General features: G+C 57.3%; 15 protein-coding genes and 3 tRNA genes. 14 read left to right on the plus strand and 4 right to left on the minus strand.

Features of this window, described 5'->3' with window-relative positions; translation table 11 throughout:
• The first annotated feature begins 125 nt into the window (after nt 1-125).
• The 5 genes from BQ9846_RS01555 to BQ9846_RS01575 all read left to right on the plus strand — a co-directional run bounded on the left by BQ9846_RS01555 (nt 126) and on the right by BQ9846_RS01575 (nt 8,431).
• Nucleotides 126-2,138, plus strand: coding sequence for an NADPH-dependent 2,4-dienoyl-CoA reductase (locus BQ9846_RS01555; protein ID WP_075878861.1), 2,013 nt, complete (start codon nt 126-128; stop codon nt 2,136-2,138).
• A gap of 115 nt (nt 2,139-2,253) precedes the next feature.
• On the plus strand, nt 2,254-3,300 hold the full coding sequence (locus tag BQ9846_RS01560) for a threonine aldolase family protein (RefSeq protein WP_075878862.1): 1,047 nt from the start codon (nt 2,254-2,256) through the stop codon (nt 3,298-3,300).
• Between the two features lie 315 nt (nt 3,301-3,615).
• A complete protein-coding gene (locus BQ9846_RS01565) occupies nt 3,616-5,538 on the plus strand; it encodes a PrkA family serine protein kinase (protein WP_075878863.1) in 1,923 nt (640 codons plus the stop codon).
• Between the two features lie 30 nt (nt 5,539-5,568).
• Nucleotides 5,569-6,858, plus strand: a complete 1,290-nt coding sequence (locus tag BQ9846_RS01570; protein ID WP_075878864.1) for a YeaH/YhbH family protein — start codon at nt 5,569-5,571, stop codon at nt 6,856-6,858.
• A 10-nt stretch (nt 6,859-6,868) separates the two neighbouring features.
• Nucleotides 6,869-8,431, plus strand: coding sequence for a SpoVR family protein (locus BQ9846_RS01575; RefSeq protein ID WP_075878865.1), 1,563 nt, complete (start codon nt 6,869-6,871; stop codon nt 8,429-8,431).
• Nucleotides 8,432-8,518: 87 nt separating this feature from the next.
• Here the strand turns inward: BQ9846_RS01575 and BQ9846_RS01580 are convergent, their stop codons facing one another.
• Entirely contained in the window at nt 8,519-8,833 is a 315-nt protein-coding gene (locus BQ9846_RS01580) for a high-potential iron-sulfur protein (protein ID WP_075878866.1), read from the minus strand.
• 278 nt (nt 8,834-9,111) lie between these two features.
• Between BQ9846_RS01580 and BQ9846_RS01585 the strand changes: the two genes are divergently transcribed.
• Together BQ9846_RS01585 and BQ9846_RS01590 are read left to right on the plus strand one after the other, a co-directional pair.
• Nucleotides 9,112-9,387, plus strand: coding sequence for an Lrp/AsnC family transcriptional regulator (locus BQ9846_RS01585; RefSeq protein ID WP_075878867.1), 276 nt, complete (start codon nt 9,112-9,114; stop codon nt 9,385-9,387).
• Nucleotides 9,388-9,500: 113 nt separating this feature from the next.
• Complete coding sequence (locus BQ9846_RS01590; RefSeq protein WP_075878868.1) at nt 9,501-10,361, plus strand: DNA/RNA non-specific endonuclease; 861 nt, start codon at nt 9,501-9,503, stop codon at nt 10,359-10,361.
• Between the two features lie 121 nt (nt 10,362-10,482).
• Here the strand turns inward: BQ9846_RS01590 and BQ9846_RS01595 are convergent.
• The 3 genes from BQ9846_RS01595 to BQ9846_RS01605 all read right to left on the minus strand — a co-directional run bounded on the left by BQ9846_RS01595 (nt 10,483) and on the right by BQ9846_RS01605 (nt 10,853).
• A tRNA-Leu gene (locus BQ9846_RS01595) sits at nt 10,483-10,569 on the minus strand.
• Between the two features lie 33 nt (nt 10,570-10,602).
• Nucleotides 10,603-10,689: transfer RNA gene (locus BQ9846_RS01600), tRNA-Leu, on the minus strand.
• Nucleotides 10,690-10,766: 77 nt separating this feature from the next.
• Nucleotides 10,767-10,853: transfer RNA gene (locus BQ9846_RS01605), tRNA-Leu, on the minus strand.
• 293 nt (nt 10,854-11,146) lie between these two features.
• On the opposite strand from BQ9846_RS01605, the gene rnr reads away from it, so the two are divergent.
• The 7 genes from rnr to dnaB all read left to right on the plus strand — a co-directional run bounded on the left by rnr (nt 11,147) and on the right by dnaB (nt 20,822).
• Nucleotides 11,147-13,510 (plus strand): ribonuclease R, encoded by a 2,364-nt coding sequence (gene rnr / locus BQ9846_RS01610; protein WP_075878869.1) that lies wholly within the window; start codon nt 11,147-11,149, stop codon nt 13,508-13,510.
• The gene (rlmB, locus tag BQ9846_RS01615; protein ID WP_075878870.1) at nt 13,507-14,292 is read left to right on the plus strand and encodes a 23S rRNA (guanosine(2251)-2'-O)-methyltransferase RlmB; all 786 of its coding nucleotides are present in this window, start codon (nt 13,507-13,509) and stop codon (nt 14,290-14,292) included. The genes rnr and rlmB overlap by 4 nt, the downstream gene beginning before the upstream one ends.
• A gap of 227 nt (nt 14,293-14,519) precedes the next feature.
• Nucleotides 14,520-14,888, plus strand: coding sequence for a 30S ribosomal protein S6 (rpsF, locus tag BQ9846_RS01620; protein WP_075878871.1), 369 nt, complete (start codon nt 14,520-14,522; stop codon nt 14,886-14,888).
• A 34-nt stretch (nt 14,889-14,922) separates the two neighbouring features.
• Nucleotides 14,923-15,150 (plus strand): 30S ribosomal protein S18, encoded by a 228-nt coding sequence (gene rpsR / locus BQ9846_RS01625; RefSeq protein WP_075878872.1) that lies wholly within the window; start codon nt 14,923-14,925, stop codon nt 15,148-15,150.
• A 12-nt stretch (nt 15,151-15,162) separates the two neighbouring features.
• Nucleotides 15,163-16,014: a hypothetical protein gene (locus BQ9846_RS01630; protein ID WP_075878873.1), complete on the plus strand. Its 852-nt coding sequence runs from the start codon at nt 15,163-15,165 to the stop codon at nt 16,012-16,014.
• A gap of 15 nt (nt 16,015-16,029) precedes the next feature.
• Nucleotides 16,030-16,476 (plus strand): 50S ribosomal protein L9, encoded by a 447-nt coding sequence (rplI, locus tag BQ9846_RS01635; RefSeq protein ID WP_075878874.1) that lies wholly within the window; start codon nt 16,030-16,032, stop codon nt 16,474-16,476.
• Nucleotides 16,477-16,670: 194 nt separating this feature from the next.
• Nucleotides 16,671-20,822 carry a replicative DNA helicase gene (dnaB, locus tag BQ9846_RS01640; RefSeq protein WP_075878875.1) on the plus strand — a complete coding sequence of 1,384 codons (4,152 nt, stop codon included), beginning with the start codon at nt 16,671-16,673 and terminating at the stop codon, nt 20,820-20,822.
• Nucleotides 20,823-20,827: the final 5 nt, after the last annotated feature.

The following is a 20,827-nucleotide window of genomic DNA, read 5'->3' on the forward strand; positions in this document are numbered from 1 at the left end:
TTCGTTAGCCGGTTAATGTGACCTGTCTTGCTTCCAACAGCAAGGGGTGTACGCCGCGCGCTGGATGTCATACGCTTGTTTGAAATTGGGTTCGAATAATAACCACTTCCTGTCAGGAGACCGTAATGACCGCTTACCCGCACCTGTTCCAACCGCTTACGCTTGGCCCGCTTAGGCTTTCCAACCGTGTGCTGATGGGCTCGATGCACACCAACCTCGAAGAGGCGCCGGACGGGTTTGCGCGCCTGGCGGCGTTTTATGCCGAGCGGGTGCGGGCGGGTGTGGGGATGATCGTGACCGGCGGCATCGCGCCCAATGCCGAAGGCGCGGTGTTTCAGGGAGCGAATGCCCTCACCGATGAGGCGCAGCTAGCGGAGCACCGTCAGGTGGTGGATGCCGTTCACCGCGAAGGCGGATATCTGTGCATGCAGATTTTGCACGCCGGGCGCTATGCGTACTCGCCGGAGCTGGTCGCCCCCTCGGCGATTCAGGCGCCGATTAACCCCTTTACCCCGCGTGCGCTCAGCACTGAGGAGGTCGAACAGCAAATTAACGACTACGTGCGCTGCGCGCGGCTGGCCCAGGCGGCGGGGTACGACGGCGTTGAGATCATGGGCTCGGAGGGGTATCTGATCAACCAGTTTATTTGCCGGCGCACCAACCATCGCGACGACCAATGGGGGGGCAGCTTCGACAACCGCTGCCGCTTTGCCCTTGAAATCGTGCGCCAGGTACGCGATGCGGTAGGGCCTAATTTCGCGCTGATTTTTCGCCTCTCGATGATCGATCTGGTCGATGAGGGCAGCAGTTGGGAGGAGGTGGTCACGCTGGCGAAAGCCATCGAAGCCGCCGGTGCGGATGCGCTCAATACCGGCATCGGCTGGCACGAGGCGCGCGTGCCCACCATCGTGACGAGCGTGCCCCGGGCGGCGTTCACCCAGGTGACGCAAAAGCTGCGCGCCGAGGTGAAGATCCCGCTGATCACCACCAACCGTATCAACATGCCCGAGGTGGCGGAGCGCGTGCTGGCCGAGGGCCACGCCGACATGGTCTCGATGGCGCGGCCGTTTCTGGCCGACCCCGAGTGGGTGGCCAAGGCCCGCGGCGGTAAGGCAGACGAGATCAACACCTGCATCGCCTGCAATCAGGCGTGCTTGGATCACACCTTCGCTGGCAAGCTCACCTCCTGTTTGGTTAATCCGCGCGCGTGCCACGAAACCGAATTTGCCCTTGAAGCCGCCGCAACGCCCAAGCGTATCGCGGTGGTTGGCGGCGGACCGGCGGGTCTTGCCACGGCGGTGAGCGCGGCCCAATGCGGCCACCGAGTGACCCTGTTTGAGCGTAATGCCGAACTTGGCGGGCAGTTTAACTTCGCGCGTAACATTCCCGGCAAAGAGGAGTTCAACGAGACGCTGCGCTACTTTCGTGTGATGCTCGAAAAGCACGCGGTGGAGGTGCGCCTCAATACATCGGCAAGCGCCGAGCAACTGGCCGATTTTGACGAGGTCGTGCTCGCCACCGGCGTTCGCCCGCGCGAGCTTTCGCTGCCCGGCGCGGACCACCCGAAGGTGCTCTCCTACGCGGAAGCGATTATCCAGCCCGAACGCGTGGGCCATAAGGTCGCGATTATCGGCGCGGGGGGTATTGGTTTCGACGTGGCCGAACGGCTCGTGACCCAAGAGGCAACGGCGCTGGATCTCGCCGCCTGGTGCGATGAGTGGGGCGTGGATTTAAGCGTCAGCCAGCGTGGTGGGCTGAAAACACCCACGCCGCCCAAGGTGCCCCGCGAGGTCACGTTGCTGCAGCGTAAAACCTCCAAGCCAGGTAAGCACCTGGGCAAAACCACCGGTTGGGTGCATCGCGCCTCGCTCAAGCAGCACGGCGTGGCGATGCTTGCCGGGTGCGAGTACGTCAAGATCGACGATGAGGGGCTGCATATCCTCCATCAAGACGTGCCACAGACACTGTCGGTCGATACGGTGGTGGTGTGCGCGGGGCAGGAGTCGGTGCGCGAACTATTAGGGCCACTTGAGCGGCGTGGCGTGCGAGCTCATGTGATCGGCGGGGCTTTTGAGGCGGCGGAGCTGGATGCCAAGCGCGCGATCGATCAGGGCATGCGTCTGGCGGCTTCCTTATAACGTTCAAATGGCGCTAGACTGATTCGCCCATGCGTTAGCCAACCCTAACGCGTGACGACGGCGCGAGTGGCACCCGGCCCGCGTCGGTTTATTGCCAGATAAAAGGACAATCGTCATGACCTCGGCGTGTACCCCGCGATTTTTAGCCAGTGATAATACCTCCGGCATGTGCCCGGAGGCGATGGAGATGCTGCAGCAGGCCAACGACGCGGACGACTTGGCGTACGGCAACGATCGCTGGACGGCCCGAGCGGCGGATCGCTTTCGTGAAATGTTCGACTACGACTGCGAGGTGTTCTTCGTCTTCAACGGTACGGCGGCCAATTCGCTGGCGCTTTCGGCGATGGGGCGCAGCTACCACAGCGTGATCTGCCATGAGCTCGCGCATATCGAAACCGATGAGTGCGGCGGGCCGGAATTTTTCTCCAACGGGGCAAAACTGCTGACCTCCGCCGGGGCCGACGGCAAGCTCACGCCGGAGGGCATCGAGGCGCTGGTGACCAAGCGCAGCGATATTCACTATCCCAAGCCCAAGGTTATCTCGCTCACGCAGGCGACTGAGGTCGGCACGCTGTATACGCGCGAGGAGCTTCTTGCGATCCGCGCGATGGCGGATAAATACGATTTGCGCTTGCATATGGACGGTGCCCGCTTTGCCAATGCCTGCGTCGGGTTAAACGCCTCTCCCGCCGAGTTGACCTGGCAAGTGGGGATCGACGCGCTCTGTTTTTCCGGCACTAAAAACGGGCTGGCGTTTGGCGAAGCCATTCTGTTTTTCAACCGTGACCTGGCCGAGGATTTCGCTTACCGCTGCAAACAGGCCGGGCAGCTGGCATCCAAAATGCGCTTTATCGCCGCGCCATGGCTGGGGCTTTTGGAAAATGACGTGTGGTGGCATAACGCGGCACACGCCAATGCCATGGCGCGTTATCTCGCCGATGGGCTGGCCGATTTGCCCGGTGCCTCGCTGATGTTTCCCGTTGAAGCCAATAGCGTTTTCGTTGAGCTGCCGCCAAGCGCTATTGAAGCGTTGAAAGCCAAGGGTTGGACCTTCTACACCTTTATCGGCGCGGGCGGCGCCCGCTTTGTGTGCGCGTGGAATACCTCGACCGCCTTGCTAGATCAGCTACTTAGCGATATCCGCGCGACCTTAAACGCTTGATACTGTCGCCTCTTATTTGGCTAGTTTTACTTTTCTTTATCGCCTTGCGAACTCTCCTATCTTACGTCGTTTGCCGCTTCGTCGCTTGGATGAGGCGGGCCTGCGTTCAATGGGCGTTGCCATATTCAACGCAACTTATTTTTTAGTTGGGTTCTCTTAGCTAGTAGCGACCGCATCAGCAAACGGCTAACGCGTCTGCGTTGAAGGGAATGCCATCACGTTTCGCTAATGCTGACTAAGCTGATAAAGCGACACTTGGGAGCGAATCAGCCCGCTGGTTTTGTAACTTCCGAGTCTGGGCTATAGGAGAGTTCCATGAGCATCTTTGATCACGTTCAAGACCGTTTCGCCCGTGTTCAGCAAGAAGACATGAGCCTGGAGGAGTACCTAGCGCTGTGTAAGCGCGACCCGTCCGCGTACGCCAGCGCGGCGGAGCGAATGTTGGAAGCGATTGGCGAGCCCGAGGTGATTGATACGGCCAAAGATCCCCGGCTTTCGCGGATTTTTTCCAACAAGGTGATCCGCCGCTACCCGGCCTTTGCTGAGTTTCACGGCATGGAGGAGGCCATTGAGCAGATTGTCTCTTACTTCCGCCACGCCGCGCAGGGGCTAGAGGAGCGTAAACAGATTCTTTACCTGTTGGGGCCAGTGGGTGGGGGTAAATCATCGCTTGCCGAGCGCTTGAAGCTGCTCATGGAGCGGATTCCCTTTTATGCCATTAAAGGCTCGCCGGTATACGAATCCCCCTTGGGCCTCTTTTCGCCGGAGGAGGATGGCGAGCTTCTGGAGCAAGAGTTCGGTATTCCGCAGCGCTACTTGAAGAGCGTGATGTCGCCCTGGGCGGCCAAACGCTTGAAAGAGTACGGCGGCGATATTTCCCAGTTTCGCGTGGTGCGCCTCTATCCTTCGCGGCTTAATCAAATCGCCATCTCCAAAACCGAGCCGGGCGATGAGAATAACCAAGATATCTCCTCGCTGGTGGGCAAGGTGGATATCCGCCAGCTAGAGCTTTACTCCCAGGACGACCCGGATGCCTACAGCTTCTCCGGCGGGCTTTGCCGCGCCAACCAGGGGTTGATGGAGTTCGTCGAGATGTTCAAGGCGCCCATCAAGGTCCTGCATCCGCTGCTCACGGCGACTCAGGAGGGCAATTACAACCCCACCGAAGGCATGGGCGCGATTCCGTTCGACGGCGTTATTCTCGCCCACTCTAACGAGAGCGAGTGGCAGGCCTTTCGCAATAACCGCAATAACGAGGCGTTTCTCGACCGGGTTTACATCGTTAAAGTGCCGTACTGTTTGCGCGTCTCCGAAGAGATCAAGATCTATCAGAAACTGCTAGAGGACTCTTCGCTTAGCCATGCCCCTTGCGCGCCGGATACGCTGCGTATGCTGGCACAGTTCTCGGTGCTGTCGCGCTTGAAGGTGCCGGAAAACTCCAGCATCTACTCCAAGATGCGGGTCTACGACGGCGAGAACCTGAAGGATACCGACCCGAGAGCAAAGTCAATCCAGGAGTATCGCGATGCGGCCGGCGTCGACGAAGGCATGGAGGGGCTCTCGACCCGCTTTGCGTTCAAGATTCTCTCTAAGGTGTTCAACTTCGATAGCACCGAGGTCGCGGCCAACCCCGTCCATCTTTTGTATGTGTTGGAGCAGGCGCTTGAGCGCGAGCAGCTACCCTCCGAGGTGTTCGAGCGCTACCTGGGCTTTATCAAGGAGTTCCTGGCCCCGCGCTACGTCGACTTTATCGGTAAAGAGATTCAAACCGCGTATTTGGAGTCGTATAGCGAGTATGGCCAGAACATCTTTGATCGCTACGTGATCTACGCTGACTTCTGGATTCAGGATCAGGAGTACCGGGACCCGGAAACCGGCGAGCTTCTGGATCGTCAGGCGCTCAACGAGGAGCTGGAGAAGATCGAGAAGCCGGCGGGTATTTCCAACCCCAAGGACTTCCGCCACGAAGTGGTCAATTTTGTGCTGCGGGCGCGGGCGCAAAACAACGGCATGAACCCGAGCTGGCAGTCGTATGAAAAGCTCAAGGGGGTGATCGAACACAAGATGTTCGCCAACACCGAAGAGCTTCTGCCGGTGATTTCGTTCAACGCCAAAGCCTCGAAGTCCGACCAGAAAAAGCATGAAGATTTTGTCGAGCGCATGAAGGAGCGCGGCTATACCGAAAAGCAGGTGCGCCTGCTTTCCGAGTGGTATCTGCGCGTGCGCAAGTCGCAATAGCGCCCTTTCTAGCGTGTTCAAGGAGGTCGTATGACCTACTTTATCGATCGGCGGCCCAATGCCAAGCACAAGAGCGCGGTCAACCGGCAGCGCTTTCTGGAACGCTACCGCAAGCATATCAAGCGCTCGGTGGAGGAGGCGGTCAACCGTCGTTCCATCACTGATATGGAGCGCGGCGAAAAAGTCTCGATCCCGACTAAGGATATCTCCGAGCCCGTTTTTCAGCACGGGCAGGGCGGGGAGAGAAGCATTGTCGCACCGGGTAATAAGGAGTTCGTTGAGGGTGACAAAATTCGCCGCCCCGATGGCCAGGGGGGCGGCGGTGGCGCAGGCGAGGGCGGTGCCTCTAATCAGGGCGATGGGATGGACGAGTTCGCCTTTACCCTAAGCCGGGAGGAGTTTTTGGAGTTTGTGTTCGATGGTTTGGAGTTGCCGCACCTTCAGCGTAAACCGTTGAAATCATTAGATGAAGTCAAAATGGTGCGGGCGGGGCTGGCGCGAGACGGTGTGCCATCGCGCATCAGTATTAGCCGTTCGATGCGCGAGGCTTACGCCCGCCGCATCGCCATGCGCGCGCCGATCAAGCGCGCCCTCAGAGAAGCTGAGGCGGCGCTTACGGCGGAAGAACGCAAAGACCCGGTGTTACGCAATCCTGCGCGTATCAGCGAGCTGAAAGCGGAGATCGAGCGGCTGCAAAAGCGCATCGAAGCCGTGCCGTTCATCGATACCTACGACCTGCGCTACCATCAGTTGCAGGCCCAGCCGCAACCTTCCAGCAAAGCGGTGATGTTCTGTGTGATGGACGTTTCCGGTTCAATGACGCAACACCATAAGGACATCGCCAAGCGCTTTTTTCTGCTGCTCTATCTGTTTTTAGAGAAGCACTACGAAAAGGTCGAACTGGTGTTTGTGCGCCACCACACCACGGCCCGAGAAGTGGGCGAGGAGGAGTTTTTCTACTCCCGCGAAACCGGGGGGACCATCGTATCGAGCGCGTTAACGCTGGTGAAAAAGATCATCGATAAGCGCTACCCGCCGAGTCAGTGGAACTTGTACGTGGCGCAGGCCAGCGACGGCGATAACTGGGACGACGATTCCGATACCTGCCGTGAGCTGCTGGTCAAAGAGCTGATGCCGCAACTGCAGTATTACGCCTACGTGGAAATTACCCCTCACGACCATCAATCGCTATGGCACGAGTATGAGGGCGTGGCGGAGCAGTTTCCCGAGCGCTTTGCCATGCGCCAAATCGTCGAGGCGGGCGAAATCTACCCGGTATTCCGCGAGCTGTTCAAGCGCCGTTTAAGCCAAGCCGGGTGAGGAGGTGTTGATGAGTGCCACTGGGAAAAAACGCCAGCCTATCGCGACTGGCTCCGACTGGAATTTCGACGTACTGGCACGATTTGATACGGAGCTTGCCAGGCTCGCCGACGAGTACCGCTTGGATACCTACCCTAATCAGATGGAGATCATCACCACCGAGCAGATGATGGATGCTTACGCCAGCGTGGGCATGCCGGTGGGATATCACCACTGGTCCTTCGGTAAGCAGTTTCTGGCCGTGGAGCAGGCGTACAAGCGCGGCCAGATGGGGTTGGCCTATGAGTTGGTGATCAATTCCAACCCCTGTATCGCCTATCTCATGGAAGAGAATACGCTCATGATGCAGGTGCTGGTAATGGCGCACGCCTGCTACGGTCACAACTCATTTTTCAAAGGCAACTACCTGTTTCGTACCTGGACGGACGCCGATTCGATCGTCGATTACCTGGTTTTTGCACGCAAATACATCGCCAAGTGTGAAGAGCGCCACGGGGTCGCGGCGGTGGAGCAGTTGCTGGATGCGTGTCACGCGTTGCAGAACTATGGCGTTGACCGCTATAAGCGTCCCTCCCCGATCTCCGCCGAAGAAGAGGTCAAGCGCCAGGAAGAGCGCGAGGCGTATTTGCAAACCCAGGTGAACCTTTTGTGGCGCACGATTCCGGACGTTCCCGAAGGCAGTGAGCCGCTGCCTGGGACGCTTTCCCTGGAGGATGACCCGCTCGGGCTGCATGCGGGCGCGGTCTACCCGCCGGAGCCACAGGAGAACTTGCTCTACTTCATCGAAAAAAACGCGCCGCTGCTCGCGCCCTGGCAGCGTGAAATTGTGCGCATCGTGCGCAAATTAGCGCAGTATTTCTACCCTCAGCGGCAAACGCAGGTGATGAACGAGGGCTGGGCGTGCTTCTGGCACTATACCTTGATGAATCGGCTGTACGACGACGGCCAGGTCGATGAAGGCTTAATGCTGGAGTTTTTGCAGTCCCATGCGGCGGTGATCAACCAGCCCGATTTTGACAGCCCCTACTACAGCGGCATCAATCCCTATGCGCTGGGGTTTGCGATTTTTATGGATATCAAGCGTATCTGCGAAGCGCCCACGCAGGAGGATCACGAGTGGTTTCCAGACATGGCGGGCAGTCCGTGGCGGGAGACGCTGGAATTCGCCATGCGCAACTTCAAGGATGAGTCGTTTATTCTGCAGTTCTTATCGCCCAAGGTGATGCGCGACCTCAAGCTTTTCATGGTGGTGGATAATGACCAAGAGGAGATGCTGAATGTGGCGGCCATTCATAACGAGCGCGGTTATCGCCGGGTGCGCGAGGCATTAGCGACCCAGTACGCGCTATCGGTGCGTGAGCCTAATATCCAGGTGGTCGAAGCCGCGATCCGCGGCGACCGCTCGCTCACCCTGCACCATGTTCAAGACAGTCGCCGGCCGCTTTCGCGTAGCGTTTACCCGGTGGTGCGCTACTTGCACCAGTTGTGGGGGTTTCCGGTGCAGCTCGTGTCGCTTCAAGAGGGGCGCGTGATGCGCCGCTACCACTGGCCGGTGGAAGACGAATCGGGATAAAGTGGGCGCATGATGCTTCGCCTAAACGCAACGAAGCCCGCATTAGCGGGCTTCGTTGCGTCTTAGCGTCAGTTTATAACGCGACGTTTAGCCTGCTGCAACCCAAGACTGGCACCAGCCGCCTGGCGCAACGCTGTTCTGCGGGAAGAGCTGACAACCTTGGTTTTCAGCCGTGTAGAACATGCAGTTGTCGCAGCGCTCGCCTTCTTCGTAAGCCGGGTGATCGCTGGCTTCGCTCGCTTCTTCGACATAGTTTAGCGCTTTAGCGTTGGCAGCCGAAGGGTCCAAGGGCGGCAGGTCTTGAGCAAAGGCTGTCTTTGACAGGATGCCGACACCTAGCGGCAAGGCGGCAAGGCCGAGCACGCTGTTACGCATAAAGTCACGACGACTTTGATTAGCCATGATGTCTCCTTAATCGTCACGGTCTGACGTTTGGTCACGGTGATCGGGTGGTTTTCCACCTCTTCAAAGCTCCGACAGGACCTGCTTAGCGGAGTTCATCCTATAGTAGCGGAAGGTATTGCGAAGTGCTAATAACCTTAGCGCGATAGCGACAATTCGCCACGCGGGTTCACTCAGTAGGCCAGGCTTGTGCAGGCTACGCGGCTTAGCGGGGCGCTGTTATACTGCTGGCCTGGTACTTTCTGGGTTATGTTTCCGTAGACAAGCGAGGCCGTGAAATGCAAAACGCTGTGATTTTAATCAACACCGAGAAGGGGCAGGTAAAAGCCGTGGCGGAGCGCCTAGCCGACGTTGAAGGCATTAGTGAAGTCTATTCGACCTGTGGCCGCTACGATTTGGTCGCCATTGCGCGCACGCGCGATTTTGAAAGCCTCGCGGATCTCGTCACCGAGCGCTTGAATGCCGTCGAGGGCATCAGCGATACCGAAACGCTAAACGCGATGCAGGTTCACTCCCGTCACGACTTGGAAAAGATGTTTTCCCTCGGCTGGTGATGCCGCTCGGTTAGGAAAAGCGATAGTGACTTGAGTCGCTACGTCAGCGGCGTAACCGCTAGCCGTAGATAGGGTCAACGATAGAGGTATGGTCAGTTTAGGAGTGTCACCGTTTGGGGATTTCGTTTTCGCGCTGGCGCCGCCAAGCGCGCCGCTTCGCCATTTCGTTGTTGTTCGTGCTGTTGGCCACCGTGCTTTGGCAGTATCAGGAGCGCCAACATCGGGATGATTATACCTGGATGGGCGTGCCGAGTTGGGAGGAGGTCACCCTCACGTCGCTACACCGTGTATTGCGTAACGACGGCTATTTAGTCGGCTGGTCGGATGTGCGTGCGGGAGCGCTATGGGTCAGCTACCAAGTAGAAGCGGTGGAGGATACCCGCATTGGCTCTCGCCCCGGCTTCGAGGCCGATTGGCGCACGCTTTGGCCGATTGGTACCGATAGCTATTCAGGCAGTGGGTACGACCGCGGTCATCTAGCGCCCAACTACGCCATTGCCGCTGTGCATGGTCGTGATGCTCAAATCGATACGTTTCTCATGAGCAACATGTTACCGCAAAAGCCCAACCTGAATCGGCAGCTTTGGCAGCGCCTGGAAGAGGCGGTGATGGACCATTTCGCGCCGCGTTATGAGCGTCTGCAGGTGGTAACGGGGCCGATTTATCCCGAAAACTTCATGGATAACGTCTTTAATCGTGTGGGGGTTGTCGAAGTGCCCGAGGCGTTCTACAAGATTATTGTCTCACCGCACCCCGAGTCACCGCGGGCACTGGCCTTTATCATGCCGCAAAACGTGAGCGGCAATGAGCCGTTAGACGACTACTTGGTCTCCATCGACGAGGTGGAAGCTCGCACCGGGCTGGATTTCTTCCATGAGCTTTCCGCACCGCTTGAATCAGCGCTAGAGGGAGCGGTTCAAACGCAGGGATGGGCGATCGAGCAAGTGGCGAATCGGCCGGGAAGATATCAATAAAAAGGGAGAGAGAAGTGCTCGTCTTTAGGCGGGCGCTGAGAAGCTCAATAGCGGTGGAATTCGTTATATAGGGGATGGGGAAAAGACAAACGAAAGATAGGAGGGCGTGTTACGAACGACTTGGTGCCCAGGAGAGGACTTGAACCTCCACGACCATGCGGTCACTAGCACCTGAAGCTAGCGCGTCTACCAATTCCGCCACCTGGGCCTTTCGTCTTTTGTACGGCTGTTTGTGTTCGCGTGGTGCCCAGGAGAGGACTTGAACCTCCACGACCATACGGTCACTAGCACCTGAAGCTAGCGCGTCTACCAATTCCGCCACCTGGGCGAACACAACTCTTGCCTGAATGCCTTGCCTGCACCAATGAAACATGCGGCTGAATACTCTGCGGTATTGCCAATCATTGGTGCCCAGAAGAGGACTTGAACCTCCACGTCCGAAAGGACACTAGCACCTGAAGCTAGCGCGTCTACCAATTCCGCCATCTGGGCAAGTGGCGCGTATGATACCGGGGCGGCGATGAAATGCAAGACTTTTTGCGGCCTTTTGCGAGGCGGAATGTGCATCGCCAAGCGATGCGTTATGCGCCCTAATTCAAAGAATTGACGAGGGTTTTCGCGCCTTAGACGGTTGGGTGATTGACCTGGCGGCGCTATACTGCGGGCATGACCAAACAAAACCACGCATTTTTTGGCGCCTATCGCGCTGAACCCACTCGCTCGCGGTGTACGGCACCCGCGATGTCTCACTGTCTGTCCATAACGCCATCAAGGATGTTGACTCTATGAAGCACTGGTCGTTAAGTGATGATCCGCACGCCAGCCGTGAAGCGCATAAATACGATAATCCCGCACCCAGCCGGGAATATTTGCTAGAAGCCCTAGAAGCTTACGGCAAACCGATGACACATGAAAACATGAGTCGCATGCTCGGTCTTGACGATGAAGACCTGCAAGAAGCGGTGCGCCGTCGTCTTGCCGCTATGGAGCGCGATGGCCAGGTATTGCGCGATCGTCGCGGTGCCTACGCCCTGATTGATAAGCTCGACTTGATCAAAGGGAAAGTGCTGGGCCATCGCGATGGCTTTGGCTTTGTGCTGCGCGATGATGGCAAAAAGCCCGATCTTGTTTTACCCCCGCGGCAGATGCGGCGCGTCTTTCACGGCGACCATGTGCTGGTGAGGGTCAGCGGCCGCGATCGCCGGGGTCGCGATGAGGCCACGATTGTCGAGGTGCTGGCGCGCAATACGCAAACCATGGTCGGCGTTTACCGCAGTAACACCCCCGAATTTGGCGTTTTGATTCCGGAGAATCCGCGCATTACCCAAGAAGTCATCATTCCGCACAGTGCTAATGGCGGGGCAAAAGATGGCCAGGTGATTTCCGCGACCATTACGCAGCAGCCGGAGACGCGCGTTCAGCCGGTGGGCGAGGTCGTGGAAGTGCTGGGTGAACGCATGGACCCCGGCATGGAAATTGACATTGCCATCCGCAGCTACGACATCCCCGCCGAGTTTCCGCCGGAGGTGATGGATCAAATCGCCACGATCTCCGCGGAAGTGGCCGAGCATGACAAGCAGAATCGCGTTGACCTGCGCGATGTGCCCCTGGTCACCATCGATGACGAATCCGCCAAAGACTTTGACGACGCTGTCTGCGCCTGGAAAACCAAATCCGGTAGCTGGAAGCTACTGGTGGCGATTGCCGATGTCTCCCATTACGTGCGTCCGGGTGCGCCGCTGGATGACGAGGGGCGCACGCGCGGCAACTCGGTCTATTTCCCCGGCCAAGTGGTTCCCATGCTGCCGGAGTTGCTCTCCAACGGGCTGTGTTCGCTTAACCCGCAAGTCGACCGTCTGGTGATGGTCTGCGAGATGAATATCTCCAAGACCGGGGCGATTAGCCGTTACCGCTTCTATGAAGCGGTGATGAACTCGCATGCGCGCCTGACGTACAACAAGGTCGCGGCCATCTTGGATCAAGAGAGTGACGAGGGCGCCACACTGCGCGAGGAGTATCGCGACCTCGTGACGCCGCTGCATAATCTTCACGAGCTCTATACGTTACTGCGCGAGGCGCGGGAAGCGCGGGGGGCGATCGATTTTGACACCACCGAAACGGCGATCATCTTTAACGAAGAGCGCAAGATCGAGAAAATCGTGCCGCGCAGCCGCAACGAGGCACACAAGATCATCGAAGAGTGCATGCTCGCGGCCAACGTAGCAACGGCACGCTTTTTGGATAAGCACGACCTACCGGCGCTCTACCGCATCCACGAAAAGCCAACCCCCGAGCGACTGGATAAACTGCGCCTGTTCTTGAACGAGCTGGGACTGACCCTGCCGGGGGGCGACGATCCCACCCCGCAAGATTTCCAGACGCTACGCGAAACCATCGCCGACCGCCCCGATGCCGACATCATTCAGACGGTGATGCTGCGCTCGATGAACCAGGCGGTCTACTCACCGCAAAACGAGGGCCACTTTGGCTTGGCGTATCAGGCCTATGCGCACTTTACTTCGCCGATTCGCCGCTACCCGGATCTGCTGGTGCACCGTGCGATTCGCTCGGTGCTGCGTGGCCCACGGCAAACCAATACCGTATTGCGCGTAGAGGGCGCGCCGGTCGAGCCGCCGAGTAAGTGGTGCCCTTATACCTTTGAGCAAATGGTCGAGCTCGGCGAGCACTGCTCCATGACCGAGCGCCGCGCGGATGACGCGACCCGCGACGTTGAGAGCTGGCTGAAGTGCGAGTTTATGTCCGATAAGCTCGGCGAAACCTTTGAAGGCACGGTGGCGTCCGTGACGCAATTTGGCCTCTTCGTGCGCCTCGATGAGTTCTTTGTCGAAGGGCTGGTGCATGTGACATCGCTACCGTCCGATTACTACCACTACGAAGCGGAAAAGCACCGTCTTAAGGGCGAGCGTACCGGCACCTCGTATCGCTTGGGTGACGGGGTCACGGTTCAGGTGGCGCGTGTGGATATGGATGAGCGCAAAATCGACTTCAGCCTCACTGACGACAAACCACGCCCACGCCGTCAGCCACGTAAGCGTCGGGCGGCAAGTGAAAAAAGCGCCTCCGAGGATAAGTCCAAGAAGGGGCGTCATTCGGGCCGTTCGCGTCGTGGTCCGCGGAGGTCAGGGTGAAAGCATCTTCTTCGCGTCGCGGGCCACGCCCGCCTGAGGGCTTAGAGCAGGTGTTTGGCGTCCATGCGTTGGAAAGCCTGCTAGAGCGCGGTGAGTCGCCGAAGGTGCTATGGGTGCAGCAGGGCGCGGGCAAGCGCCTGCACACCATTGTCGCGCGTGCCGAGTCCGCCGGTGCCAGCGTGAAAGAGCAGCCGCGCGAGGCGCTGGATCAGCTTACCCAAGGGGCCGCGCATCAGGGCGTCGTGGCTTTTTGTCCGCCGCTGACGCCAGAGGGGGAGGAGTCGTTACTGTTGAAGCTACGCGCTTGGCAGCCGGCGACGCCGCCGCTCTTTCTGGTGCTTGATGGCGTCACCGACGTACACAACTTCGGCGCCTGCCTGCGCAGCGCCGATGCCGCTGGGGCGCACGGCGTGATCGTGGCGAAGGATAAGGCCGCACCGCTCAACGCGACGGTGCGTAAAGTGGCGTGCGGCGCGGCGGAGACCGTGCCGGTTTACCAGGTCACCAACCTCGCGCGCACGCTGGGCAAGCTCAAGGACGCCGGGGTGTGGATCACCGGCACGGCGGGGGAGGCCAGCGCGAGCGTCTACGAGATCGACTTCACCGGCCCCGTTGCCCTAGTGATGGGGGCCGAAGGGAAGGGCATGCGGCGCTTAACCCGTGAAGCGTGTGATCATCTCGCTAAGTTGCCGATGGCAGGCCAAGTCTCCAGTCTTAATGTGTCTGTTGCCACCGGCATTTGCCTGTTTGAAGCGGTGCGCCAACGCCAGCTTGCAAGTTAACCCATGCCCCACTAAAATGCTTGCGCCTGTTTGCCTTGTAAACAGGCGCAGGCTGTTATACCGGCTGGTTCACGACCAGCACTGCTTGATGCCTTAGCACGACTGCTTAAGCGTTGGCGCTTAAGTGAGTGGTGCAAATTGCATTTCAGTTAACTCCTTGCTTCCTTGTGTGCGTGCCGCCAACGGTTAACGTCTCAATGGAAGCTGCCAAACCGCAAGGAGATTCCATGCGTCATTACGAAATCGTGTTTATGGTCCATCCGGATCAGAGCGAGCAAGTGCCGGCTATGGTCGAGCGCTACACCAGCATCGTGACCGAAAACGGTGGCACTGTGCATCGCTTAGAAGATTGGGGCCGCCGTCACCTGGCTTACCCGATCAACAAGATCCACAAAGCCCACTACGTGCTGATGAACGTTGAGTGCACCGGCGAGACGCTCGAAGAGATCGAGAACATCTTCCGCTTCAACGACGCCATCATCCGCAGCTTGGTTGTGCGCTGCAAAGAAGCGATCACCGAAGCCTCACCGATGATGAAGCCGGCTGAAGAGAAGCGTCCGCGTCGCGAAGAGAAGCCGCGCGAAGAAACCGCTTAATTCACCCTCACCGCACGTATAAAGGAGCTTATCCATGGCACGTTTTTTCCGTCGCCGTAAGTTTTGCCGCTTCACCGCTGAAGGCGTCAAGCAGATCGACTACAAAGATCTGGACACGCTAAAGGCTTACATCACCGAAACCGGCAAGATCGTTCCGAGCCGTATCACCGGCACCAAAGCACGCTATCAGCGCCAGCTGGCAAGCGCCGTTAAGCGCGCGCGCTACCTAGCACTGCTGCCCTATACCGATAGCCACCAGTAAGTTGTTAATGTGATGCTGGCACTCGCCCGTTGGTTGATGCAGGCGACGCCTTACGCTGTAGGCGGCGCGGCCCTTGCGTCATTAATCCCTTGGCTTTTTTGGCTGGGGGCGGCGATTGCTGGGCTTGTCACGTTACGTAAAGGGTTTGCACCTGCGCTACCCGTGATTATCGCTGCCGCGCTTCCCGCCGGATGGTGGTGGATGCAAGGCGATGTGATACCGCTGGCCAGTGTTCTGCTGGTGACCTTAATGGCGGTGGTGCTACGCGAGCGTATGCGCTGGAGCGAGGCGCTCATCGCCGGCGCTATCGCCGCCGCTGTAATGGTGCAGATAGGTATTTTTACCCCGCCAGGCAGCACCGAGGCTATGCTGACTCAGCTGCGCGAGAGTTCGCAAGAGGTCAATAGCGTGCTCAGTGAGCTGTCCCAGCAAGGCTATGATACGCAAACCCTGGCCGAGCTTGTGGTGGGTGGCGTCACGGGGTTAGTGGTTCTGATTGCGGCTACTGTTTGCTTGGTATTAGCGCGCAGTTGGCAAGCGGGCCTCTACAACCCGGGCGGCTTTCGCGAGGAGTTTCATGCGCTGCGGCTGGCGCCAAAAGAGCTAGCGGTTCTTGCGGTGGTGGGTGTGGTGAGTGTGCTCTTCGGACTACCCGCCTTTTCGATGCTTATCTGGGTGCCACTGCTGGTCGCGGGTATCGCGCTGGTGCATGGTGTTATTGGATTAAAGGGGATGAACGGGCTGTGGCTGGTGGCTTTTTATATACTGCTCATCACCACGTGGCCCACGATTCTCATTGTGCTGCTGTTAGGGTTAATTGATACATTCGCGAACGTTCGCGCACGCCTTGCCCGCAGCAATTGACAAGAGGTTTACGAGATGGAAGTCATTCTGCTCGATAAAATTGGTAAGCTGGGCGGCCTGGGTGACAAAGTCACCGTTAAGCCCGGTTACGGTCGTAACTACTTGGTACCTTACGGCTTAGCCGTTCCGGCCACCAAGGATAACATTGCCGCCTTCGAAGCCCAGCGTGCTGAGCTTGAAGCCCAGGCTGCAGAGCGTAAGGCAGAAGCCGAAGCGCGCGCTGAGCAGCTTAACGACATCGAGCTTTCGCTGGTATCGAAAGCCGGTGAAGAAGGCAAACTGTTTGGCTCAATCGGCCCGCGCGACCTGGCGGACGCTATCTCTTCCGCCGGTATCGAAGTGGCGAAGAGCGAAGTGCGTATGCCGCAAGGCCCGATTCGCCAGACTGGCGAATATGACATCGACCTCCACCTGCACGCTGAAGTGGATGCCGTTGTTCGCGTGGTCGTTGTCGCAGAGTAAACGCTCTCGCCAACGCTGACGCCTCAAAGGGCGCGGGAATTCCCGCGCCCTTTGTTTTTGTCTTAAAAAGAAACCCTATCCTTTTTGACGGTACATTTGTCCTTGGAAACAGCCCGTCACGCTAGTGATAGCATGCTCCCCCCGTTAGGATATTCCCTCTGTTTGGCCATGGCGATTGAGCGAAGGAGATCGTGATGCAAGACCCCGCTGATCAAGAAACGGCAGCGCTGAAACTGCCTCCACACTCCCTGGAAGCCGAGCAATCGGTACTGGGCGGGTTAATGCTTGATAATCAGGCGTGGGACAACATTTCGGATCGCCTCGTCGCCGATGACTTTTATCGCTACGAACACCGCTTGGTCTTCAACGTGATGAGCCATCTTGCCGAAGCAGGGCAGCCGCTTGACGTGGTCACACTGTCCGAAGCCCTCGAAGGGCGCGATCAGCTGGATACCGTCGGAGGGTTGGCCTTTCTTGCCGAGCTGGCGCGCAATACCCCCTCTGCAAGCAATATTCGTGCATACGCCGATATTGTCCGCGAGCGTGCGACACTGCGTAAGCTGATTCGGGCAGCGAACCAAATCGCCGAAGGGGCTTTTGCACCGCAAGGGCGCCCCGCCGATGAGCTGTTAAACGAAGCCGAGCGGCTCGTGTTTCAAATTGCCGAGGAGCGACCCAAAACCGGCGGTCCTATCGGCATGAGTGACCTTCTGACCAAAGCAGTTGACCGTATTGATGAGCTTTTCAATCTCAAAGGCGAGATGACCGGCCTCTCCTCCGGCTTCCGCGACTTGGACGAAATGACCTCCGGGTTGCAGCCCTCCGATATGGTCATCATTGCCGGACGGCCCTCGATGGGGAAATGCTTGATGAGTGGCTCGCGGCTGGTCGACCCGGAAAGTGGTGCGCTGGTCACCATTGATGAGCTAGTGGCTCGTCAACAAGCGCCGCTGCTGACGTTAACTGATGATTTTAAGCTGAGACGCTCACATGCATCGGCGTTTGTCGATGATGGTGAAAAGCCGGTTTTCCGTGTGCGTACCGCGACAGGCAGAGAAGTGGCGACAACGCTAACGCACCCGTTTTTAACCGGCGATGGTTGGCAGCCGCTGCAAAAAATAGCCGTTGGCGAGCGCATCGCGGTACCCCGCGAAATACCGGTATTTGGCCACGAGGCAATGCCTGAGCACCAAGTAAAAATCTTGGCCTATATGCTGGCCGACGGCGGCACAACGCAAACCTGCCCCATGTTCACCAACGCCAGCGCCGAGCTACGTGCTGACTTTGCGCAAGCGGTGAGCCATTTTCCTGGGGTAACGTGCCGTTTGGTAGAAAATACCCAAAAAAGCGTTGATCGAACACCTACTTTGCGGGTGAGCCGCGATGCGGCACGCTTAAAGCCATTGCGAGCGCAGTTTTCACAAACCTTACGTGAGAAGCTCCAGGCGCAGAGCATGACAGGGGAGGCGCTAGCTGCGTTGCTAAATGTGAGTAAAGCGGCGGTGAGTGCCTGGTGCAGTGGTAAGGCCGTTCCCATTGAGCCAACGTTTATGCGTCTTTGCGAGACGCTGAATATACCTTTAACGGTTGACGACTCTGCGTCTGACTATACCGCCATGGCCAAAAATGCCCCTAACCCCGTGAGGCACTTCCTTGAAGTGCATGGTGTATGGGCAAAAAAGGCATTAGATAAGCGGATGCCGGAGTGCATATTTCGTTTGCCCAAACAGCAGTTGGCACTATTTCTCAACCGACTCTTTGCCTGTGATGGCAGCGCCTTTGTCCAAGCAAACGGCCAAGGGCGCATCAGCTACGCATCGTCAAGCCGTGAGTTGATCCGCGATGTGCAACATCTGCTACTGCGCTTTGGTATTTTGAGCAAAATTCGTGAGAAAAAGAGCCGCGATGCCAATCTGTGCCAATCTCCTTGGGAGCTTGAAATCCTTGATCAGACTAGTCAAAAACGTTTTATCCGGGAAGTGGAGATCTTCAGCAAAGAGGGGGCATTAGAAGCGCTTAGCGCCTGTATTGACACTAAGCGCATACATAGCAACCGCGATAGCTTGCCTCCATCGGTTAATCGTTATGTGCTGGCTAAAAAAGGCGAGCGTTCTTGGCGCGAGCTGTTCGAGCAAACGCAGGCACCCTTACCGGTAGGGTATAACCCGCACTTATCAGGCCGTAGTGAGCGCTGTTTATCACGTCACCGAGCGGCTGAGTTTGCCCGGTTGTTAGGGGGGGATGCTTACCTCGAAAATTTAGCGGCTTCCGATATTTATTGGGATGAGGTTGTCTCCATTGAGCCGCTTGGCATGCAGCAAGTCTTTGATTTAACGGTGGATGAGACGCATAACTTCATCGCCGAAGATATTTGTGTTCACAACACGACGTTCGCCATGAATATCGTCGAACATGCCGTGATTTCCAGCGATAAGCCGGTCATGGTGTTCTCCATGGAGATGCCGGCGGAATCGTTGATGTTGCGGATGCTCTCTTCGCTGGGACGGATTGATCAAACGCGTGTGCGTACCGGTCAGTTAGAAGACGAGGATTGGCCGCGTCTAACGTCTGCGGTTAATCTGCTCAAGGATAAACAGCTCTTTATCGATGATACCGCGGCCCTTTCGCCCAACGAAATGCGCTCGCGGATTCGCCGGGTGGTGCGCGAGCACGGCAACATGGCGTTGATCATGATCGACTATCTGCAGCTGATGCAGATCCCCGGTTTTTCGGAAAATCGCACCGGTGAAATTTCCGAAATTTCTCGCTCACTGAAAGGGTTAGCCAAAGAGTTTAACTGCCCGGTGGTGGCACTGTCGCAGCTTAACCGCTCCCTTGAGCAGCGCCCCAACAAACGCCCGGTGATGTCGGATCTTCGTGAGTGTGTCACAGGCGATACGCGGGTGATGTTGGCAGATGGGCAAAGAGTACCCATTGCGGAGCTGGTAGGTAAAACACCGGCGGTTTTGTCTGTTAATGAGCAGGGAAGTATCCAGCCAGCTTATAGTGATTTAGTTTGGTCTGTTGGAAAAAAACCGGTTTTTGAAGTCAAGCTGGCGAGTGGTCGACAGATACGTTGTACCGCTGAGCACCGTTTAAAGGGGCTGTTTGATTGGAAGCGGATTAATGAGCTTAAGGTAGGCGATCGCCTTGCTGTTGCACGAAAGGTCAGTGAGCCTACTTCCCCCAAAGTTTGGAGAGAGGAGGCCATTATATTACTGGCCCATTTACTCGGTGATGGCAGCTACATTAAGCACCAGCCTCTGCGTTACACGACCGCATGTGAAGCCAATAGCCAAGCCGTGACTGATGCAGCTGAAGCGTTTGGCTCAACGGTGACGCGGCACGCCGGGCGTGGCAATTGGCATCAATTGGTCATTGCCGGGAACGGAAACCGTTGGCATCCCGCTGGAGTTGGCAGGTGGTTGAAAGACCTGGGAATATTTGGGCAGCGTTCGGCTGAAAAGCATATCCCTAATGAAGTATTTCAGCTCTCTGATGATCAGCTTGCTCTATTTTTGCGGCATATCTGGGCGACTGACGGAAGCATCACGCAAGATAAAAACCACCGTGTACGCCTCTACTTCACCACAGTTAGCCGCAAGTTGATCGATGATATCGCAGCACTCTTACTGAGATTTGGTATCGTCGGGCGTATCCGGAATGTGATCTCGGGTAATGGACAAGGTTGGTTTACCCTTGATGTATCAGGTGCAGAGCAGCAGCGTCGCTACATGTCTTTTGTAGGCGCATTTGGGCATCAGGCACCCATTGTGGAACGGCTTTTGAAAGAAGAGCTGAAGAGCAATACGAATCTGGATACGCTGCCGCGAGACGTCTTTAGTTATGTGAAAAATCAGATGCAGGCTCAAGGTATTAGCCAGCGCAAGATGGCTTCTTTACGAGGAACCTCTTACGGAGGTACTGCGCACTTTAATTTTGATCCCTCCCGGGAGACGCTTGAAAGTTATGCCAATCTTCTGCAAAACGACACGCTAAAACAGCTTGCCAGTAGTGATATGTTTTGGGATCGAGTGGTGGATATTCGGGCCTGTGGTGAGGAGGAGGTCTTTGACCTCACCGTGCCCGGTAATGCGTGTTGGTTAGCCGATGGCATTGTCAGTCATAACTCCGGCGCGATTGAACAGGATGCAGATGTTATCGCCTTTGTGTATCGCGATGAGGTGTACAACCCAGACAACCCGGATAACCAGGGGCTGGCGGAGCTGATTATCGGCAAGCAGCGTAACGGCCCAATTGGGACGGTTCACATGGCGTTTATCGGTAAATACACGCGCTTTGAGGACTTGGCGCCGGATAGCTACGGTGAGGCATTTGGCGACTGACTTGA

Source organism: Vreelandella massiliensis (genome assembly GCF_900155385.1).
GTDB classification, from domain to species: domain Bacteria; phylum Pseudomonadota; class Gammaproteobacteria; order Pseudomonadales; family Halomonadaceae; genus Vreelandella; species Vreelandella massiliensis.

Bases quoted from the DNA above. Each gene is read 5' to 3' on its own strand.
- BQ9846_RS01560 (WP_075878862.1), top strand. From the start codon at position 2,254: ATGACCTCGGCGTGTACCCCGCGATTTTTAGCCAGTGATAATACCTCC.
- rplI (WP_075878874.1), top strand. From the start codon at position 16,030: ATGGAAGTCATTCTGCTCGATAAAATTGGTAAGCTGGGCGGCCTGGGT.
- BQ9846_RS01575 (WP_075878865.1), top strand. From the start codon at position 6,869: ATGAGTGCCACTGGGAAAAAACGCCAGCCTATCGCGACTGGCTCCGAC.
- BQ9846_RS01565 (WP_075878863.1), top strand. From the start codon at position 3,616: ATGAGCATCTTTGATCACGTTCAAGACCGTTTCGCCCGTGTTCAGCAA.
- BQ9846_RS01555 (WP_075878861.1), top strand. From the start codon at position 126: ATGACCGCTTACCCGCACCTGTTCCAACCGCTTACGCTTGGCCCGCTT.
- BQ9846_RS01580 (WP_075878866.1), bottom strand. From the start codon at position 8,833: ATGGCTAATCAAAGTCGTCGTGACTTTATGCGTAACAGCGTGCTCGGC.
- rpsR (WP_075878872.1), top strand. From the start codon at position 14,923: ATGGCACGTTTTTTCCGTCGCCGTAAGTTTTGCCGCTTCACCGCTGAA.
- dnaB (WP_075878875.1), top strand. From the start codon at position 16,671: ATGCAAGACCCCGCTGATCAAGAAACGGCAGCGCTGAAACTGCCTCCA.
- rnr (WP_075878869.1), top strand. From the start codon at position 11,147: ATGAAGCACTGGTCGTTAAGTGATGATCCGCACGCCAGCCGTGAAGCG.
- BQ9846_RS01570 (WP_075878864.1), top strand. From the start codon at position 5,569: ATGACCTACTTTATCGATCGGCGGCCCAATGCCAAGCACAAGAGCGCG.
- BQ9846_RS01630 (WP_075878873.1), top strand. From the start codon at position 15,163: ATGCTGGCACTCGCCCGTTGGTTGATGCAGGCGACGCCTTACGCTGTA.
- rpsF (WP_075878871.1), top strand. From the start codon at position 14,520: ATGCGTCATTACGAAATCGTGTTTATGGTCCATCCGGATCAGAGCGAG.
- BQ9846_RS01585 (WP_075878867.1), top strand. From the start codon at position 9,112: ATGCAAAACGCTGTGATTTTAATCAACACCGAGAAGGGGCAGGTAAAA.